Genomic DNA, 5,274 nt, shown 5'->3' on the forward strand with positions numbered 1-5,274 from the left:
TCCGGGGTTGCGGGGTGTCAGGAGGGGTGGTGGTGGGTTCTTCGCGGGCAGAGACCCGCTCCCACATAGGCGCAGTCCGAGTCTCTGTGGGAGCGGGTCTCTGCCCGCGAAGGGGCCCTACCTGATGCACCTCAGGCAATCACTGCATCTCGAAGATGACCTGTTCCTGCCACTGCTGGGGCAGGGCCTTGGCGCTGGCTTCCCAGACGTCCGGGTTCTTGATCGGGGTGACGTTGCGGTACTGCTCGGCCGGCAGCAGCTTGGCCGCGACATCTTCCGGCAGCTTGATGTGGTCGGCGCGGATCGGCCGTGCATAGCCGCGCGCCAGGTTGATCTGGCCGGCATCGCTGAGGATGTACTCACGCGCCAGCTTGGCGGCGTTCGGGTGCTTGGCGTACTTGTTGATGATGGTGGTGTAGCCGGAAATCACCGAACCATCCGAAGGAATCAACACGTCGAAGCGTTTCGGATCGATCTGGTCGCGATAGCTCAGGCCGTTGAAGTCCCAGACCACACCCACCTCGATCTCGCCTTTTTCCAGGGTCTGGATGGTCGGATTGGCCAGCGACAGGCGCTTCTGTTGCGCCAATTCGGTGAACAGTTGCAGGCCAGGGGCCAGGTTGCTTTCGTCACCCTTGAACGCGATGGCCGCCGCGAGCACCCCGTTGGCCGCCTGGGCTGCAGTACTGACGTCGCCGATCGCCACCTTGTACTTGCCGTTCTTCAGATCCGCCCAGCTTTTGGGTGCGTCTTCGGCTTTGACCAGTTGCTTGTTGATGATGAACGCGATGGTGCCGGTGTAGGCCAGCATCCAGTGGCCATCGGCGTCCTTGGCCCAGTCGGGGATCTGCGCCCAGGTGGAAGGCTTGTACGGCTGGGTCACGCCCTGTTTGGTGGCAATGGGGCCGAACGCTGCACCGACATCGCCGATATCGGCACTGGCGTTGTCCTTCTCGGCGGCGAACTTGGCCACTTCCTGGGCCGAGCTCATGTCGGTGTCCATGTGCTTGAGGCCGTACTTGTTGGCCAGGTCTTCCCAGGTACCCTTCCAGTTGGCCCAGGCATCGGGCATGCCGACGCTGTTGACCATGCCTTCGGTCTTGGCCGCGGCTTCCAGGGTTTGCAGATCGGTATCCGCGGCCGAAGCCAGGTTGCACAACGCGATGCTCGAACCTAACAGTGTGGCCAGGAAAAGCTTTTTCATCCGGTGCTCCTATGGGCGCCTATCGAAACGAGGGGACTGTCGACGATTGGATTGATCAGGATCAGCAATACCCGAGCCAACGTAGGGGACGCGCATGACATTTTGACGTCGAGCGCGTCGGCCGCAGGCATGCTCAGGGCTGTCAGGCCCCTGGAAATCAAGCGTAGACGAGATTTGCCGTTTCGATCGATACGGCGCGAGGGCCGTTGCAAGCAGGGATGTACGGAGCGCTAGCCGGGCAGGGCCGCCAAGCGGGCCCCGCAAGGCGCAGGGGGATCAGTGGTTCACGGTAAAGGCCAGCATCGCCGACAGCTGACACATCGGCCGGCCGCTTTCGGCGTGCCATTGGTTGAATGCGGCCTGCACGGCGGCCTGATCGCGCTTGGAGCTGGGCACCTTGTCGACGATCTCCTGGGCATTCAGCGCGGCCACCACGTCCCAGCTGGGAATGAAAGTGTCCTTGCCGATCATGCGCAGGAAACGCGGCGCCGACAGCCCACCCATCTGGTTGCCGTGCTTGGCGATGTACTGCCACAAGCCGGTGATGTCTTCCACCGGCCAGTCGGCGATGAAATCACCGAAACTGCCGTGTTCCATGGCCACGTCGAGAATCATCTGGGCGTTGCGCGGGACGCTCTTGAGCTTGCCGAAATGGCGAATGATGCGGGTGTCCTGCATCAGCCGTTCCAGGCGCTCGGCGCCCATGAGCACGATCTTCTCCGGGTCGAAGCCGAAGAACACTTCTTCAAAGGCAGGCCACTTGGAGTCGACCAGGCTGTGCTTGAGGCCCGCCCGAAAGACCCGCAGGGCCATGGTCGAGAGGTAGCGGTCGGCGCTGATCTTGCGCAGTTGCGCCGGCGACTTGGCCGTCGGCAGACGCGCCTCCAGCGCTTTCTGCGAGCCGAAGCGATTAAGGCAGTACTCGTTCAGCCACTTGTAGTCTTGCATGGAACCGGTGTCCTCAACTGCTGGATGAATGCACGGGCAGGTCGCCTTCGCGCAGCCAGACCTCGTCGATGCGGTGGTCCGGTGCCTTGTGCAGAACCATCTGCGCCCGATCGCGGGTCACCAGGATGTTTTCCGTGAGGTTCTTCAGGTTGACCTCTTCCCACAAATAGTCGGCGCGCGCCTGTGCAGCGTCGCCCGATAGAGTGGTCAGGCTCATGAAGCGTTCCATGTACCAGTGACGAATGTCGGCGGTAGGGGCATCCAGGTAGATGGAGAAGTCGTGGGCGTGGTCCAGTTGGAGGATGTTCAGCCCCTCCAGAATCAGGATGTCCGGCTGGTCGATCAGGTGGAAGTGCTCGTCGATGTCCTTGATCGCCTGGGAATAGACCGGGACCTGCAAACCACGAACGCCCTGCCTGAGATCATGCAGGAAGGCCTTCAGGTCGTCGGTGCGGTAGCTCTCCGGGAAGCCCTTGCGCGGCATCAACTGACGCTCCTCCAGGATCCGGTTGGGATACAGGAATCCATCGGTGCTGACCACCTCGACCCGCGGTGCTTCCGGCCAGCCCTCGAACCGTTCCTTGAGCAGCGTGGACAGGGTGCTCTTGCCCACGGCGACGCTGCCGGCGATGGCCACCACGAAGGTGTGCCGATGGCCTTGATAGTGCTCGCGGATGTGTTCGCTGATCCAGGCCAGCGGCGACTCGTCGCCGAACGCCATGGCGGGGTACTTGGTGTAGGCGTGGATGCTCAAGCGTGGCCCGCCATCGTGCGATGCACTCTACGATCGGACTTAGCCACGCGCAGTGCTCAGCAGCTGTGCGGTCTGGCCCAGGCGTTTGCCCAGTGCCCGACACAGGGTTTTCTCGTGCTCGTCGAGCACACGCTTGCCATCGGCACCGGCATGGTGGCTGGCACCGTAGGGGGTGCCGCCGCCCTGGGTTTCCACCAGGGCCGACTCGCTGTAGGGCAACCCGGTGATGAGCATGCCGTGGTGCAGCAAGGGCAGGAGCATCGACAACAGGGTGGTTTCCTGACCGCCGTGCAGGCTGGCGGTGGACGTGAACACTCCGGCCGGCTTGCCGACCAGGTCGCCGCTGAGCCACAGGCTGCTGGTGCCGTCGAGGAAGTACTTGAGCGGCGCGGCCATGTTGCCGAAGCGCGTCGGGCTGCCCAGGGCCAGGCCGGCGCAGTTCTTCAGGTCGTCGAGGCTGGCGTAGACCACGCCCTGCTCGGGGATCGACGGTGCCACGGCTTCGCACTCGGTCGAGACCGCCGGCACGCAGCGCAGGCGCGCTTCCAGCCCGCTGGCTTCGACGCCGCGGGCGATCTGGCGGGCCATCTCGGCGGTGGCGCCATGGCGGCTGTAATAGAGCACCAGGATGTAGGGTGTGTTCACGCAATGATCTCCAGTACGTTTTCCGGTGGCCGGCCGATCACCGCGCGTTCGCCGTTGACCAGAATGGGCCGCTCGATCAGCTTGGGATGCGCGGCCATGGCTTGCACCAGGTGTTCCTCGCCCAGGGTGGCGTCGGCCAGGTCCAGGGTTTTGTATTCTTCTTCACCGGTGCGCAACAGTGCCCTGGCACTGATGCCCAGCTTGCCCAGCAGCGTGTGCAGGGTGGCGGCATCGGGAGGCGTTTCCAGGTAGCGCACGATGACGGGCTCGAGCCCACGGGCTTGCAGAAGCTCCAACGCCGCGCGGGATTTGGAGCAGCGCGGGTTATGGTAAAGGGTCAGATCGGTCATGGGAAAAGTCGCCTCCGGCATCCAGTGGCGGGTATTCTAACCACGTGGCGATGATCGGTCGCCTTTTTCGCATAGCTGCAGGAATGAGGAAGGGTAGATCCATGAAATGGCGTATCAAGGCCCGCTTCGCACCGTTGGCGGGCCTGCTGTTGGCGGCCGCGCTGCTGGGTGGTTGCGGGGGTGACTACGGCCCTGATCAGCATGGCAACCCGGTCAGTGCCAAGACCCTGGACAAGCACTGGCTGGTGGTCAACTACTGGGCGGTGTGGTGCGGACCCTGCCGCCGCGAGATTCCCGAACTCAATGCGCTGTCGCAGAGCCTGCAAGGGCAGGGCGTACGGGTGCTCGGCGTGAACTTCGACAACCTCCAGGGTGAGGAATTGAGCGCCGCCGCCCAGACGCTCGGGATCGATTTCCCGGTACTGGCCCAGGACCCGGCGCCGCGTTTCGCCCTGCCGCGCAGCCAGGGGTTGCCGGTCACCTACATCATCGATGACCAGGGCAAGCTGCGCGAGCAATTGATGGGCGAGCAGACCGCCGCTGGCATCAAGGCGCGTCTGGCGGCCTTGCAGGGCAACGGCAACTGAGTTGCGCTCCAGGACCGTGCTCACCTGACGCCATTGCGTTCCAGACGATAGGCGCTGACCGCCTCGTACACCGCTTTGCGTAGGCGATTGATGCCGCCGATGGGGCGATGCGCCTCGATCCCGTGCCAGGGGCTGAAACTGAGGTTGTCGCACATCAGGTTCTGCTTGGGTGTGTCGAAATCCTGAGCCGGCACCTGGATGTGGGCCACGGTCTGGAAGGGCGCGTCGCTTTCCTTCCATCGCACGCTGGTGTCTTCGATGGGCATGTAGCGCTTGGCGTCCTGTGTCTGGATCTGCAGGGCGAAGCAGGCCGGCTGACGATCGGTGGACAGCTGCTGGTACAACGCCGAGCGCAGGAAGTTGGGCACGTCGCGATTCTGCGCCGGTGGCGTATAGGCCGGGCATGTTCCCGCTTCCGGGGTGACGCGGAACTTGGCGTTGAGGTTGCCGAACTTGTACGGCGACACGGAAAAGTAGGTGGTCAGCAGCGGGCTGGGCGGTGCTTCGGACAAGGTCGCCAGGGCGATGAACAGGTGCCGCACCTGCCATTGGCGCGGATCCCAGCCTGGCAGAAAGGCCATCACCTTCTTGCCGTCGGCCTGGGCCGCCACGTTCTGGCGATACTCGGCCACGTCGCTGACGAAGAAGTTGGCATGGTTGAACATGACGAAATCCTGCTCGCCGCGTCCCTGCTGGCTGGGCAGCAGCTGATCGCCGGGCACGCCCAGCAGCTTGATGGCCATTCCGCGCGCGTCCTTCATGTTGTCGAACTGCGGATAGGCGTTG

7 protein-coding genes are annotated in these 5,274 nt (G+C 63.6%); 1 reads left to right on the top strand and 6 read right to left on the bottom strand.

Annotated elements, in window-relative coordinates; genetic code table 11:
* Nucleotides 1-139: 139 nt before the first annotated feature.
* From B2V21_RS09780 to arsC, 5 genes are all read right to left on the bottom strand, one after another.
* Nucleotides 140-1,204, bottom strand: coding sequence for an ABC transporter substrate-binding protein (locus B2V21_RS09780; protein WP_056843272.1), 1,065 nt, complete (start codon nucleotides 1,202-1,204; stop codon nucleotides 140-142).
* Nucleotides 1,205-1,480: 276 nt separating this feature from the next.
* Nucleotides 1,481-2,152: a DNA-3-methyladenine glycosylase I gene (locus B2V21_RS09785; protein ID WP_043187466.1), complete on the bottom strand. Its 672-nt coding sequence runs from the start codon at nucleotides 2,150-2,152 to the stop codon at nucleotides 1,481-1,483.
* Between the two features lie 13 nt (nucleotides 2,153-2,165).
* The gene (locus B2V21_RS09790; protein WP_049861063.1) at nucleotides 2,166-2,906 is read right to left on the bottom strand and encodes a type I pantothenate kinase; all 741 of its coding nucleotides are present in this window, start codon (nucleotides 2,904-2,906) and stop codon (nucleotides 2,166-2,168) included.
* 39 nt (nucleotides 2,907-2,945) lie between these two features.
* The gene (gene wrbA, locus B2V21_RS09795) at nucleotides 2,946-3,551 is read right to left on the bottom strand and encodes an NAD(P)H:quinone oxidoreductase (protein ID WP_090356953.1); all 606 of its coding nucleotides are present in this window, start codon (nucleotides 3,549-3,551) and stop codon (nucleotides 2,946-2,948) included.
* Nucleotides 3,548-3,901, bottom strand: coding sequence for an arsenate reductase (glutaredoxin) (gene arsC, locus B2V21_RS09800; protein WP_049861061.1), 354 nt, complete (start codon nucleotides 3,899-3,901; stop codon nucleotides 3,548-3,550). The genes wrbA and arsC overlap by 4 nt, the downstream gene beginning before the upstream one ends.
* Nucleotides 3,902-4,002: 101 nt before the next feature.
* Between arsC and B2V21_RS09805 the strand changes: the two genes are divergently transcribed.
* Nucleotides 4,003-4,488 carry a TlpA disulfide reductase family protein gene (locus tag B2V21_RS09805; RefSeq protein ID WP_192065478.1) on the top strand — a complete coding sequence of 162 codons (486 nt, stop codon included), beginning with the start codon at nucleotides 4,003-4,005 and terminating at the stop codon, nucleotides 4,486-4,488.
* Between the two features lie 20 nt (nucleotides 4,489-4,508).
* On the opposite strand, the gene B2V21_RS09810 is transcribed toward B2V21_RS09805, so the two are convergent.
* Nucleotides 4,509-5,274, bottom strand: a 766-nt coding sequence (locus B2V21_RS09810) for a catalase (protein WP_286916731.1), incomplete at its 5' end; no start/stop codon positions are given.

It is taken from the genome of Pseudomonas sp. UBA6276 (genome assembly GCF_002438365.1).
In the GTDB taxonomy this organism is placed as follows: Bacteria; Pseudomonadota; Gammaproteobacteria; order Pseudomonadales; family Pseudomonadaceae; genus Aquipseudomonas; species Aquipseudomonas coleopterorum.

Bases quoted from the DNA above. Each gene is read 5' to 3' on its own strand.
- B2V21_RS09785 (WP_043187466.1), bottom strand. From the start codon at position 2,152: ATGCAAGACTACAAGTGGCTGAACGAGTACTGCCTTAATCGCTTCGGC.
- arsC (WP_049861061.1), bottom strand. From the start codon at position 3,901: ATGACCGATCTGACCCTTTACCATAACCCGCGCTGCTCCAAATCCCGC.
- B2V21_RS09805 (WP_192065478.1), top strand. From the start codon at position 4,003: ATGAAATGGCGTATCAAGGCCCGCTTCGCACCGTTGGCGGGCCTGCTG.
- B2V21_RS09780 (WP_056843272.1), bottom strand. From the start codon at position 1,204: ATGAAAAAGCTTTTCCTGGCCACACTGTTAGGTTCGAGCATCGCGTTG.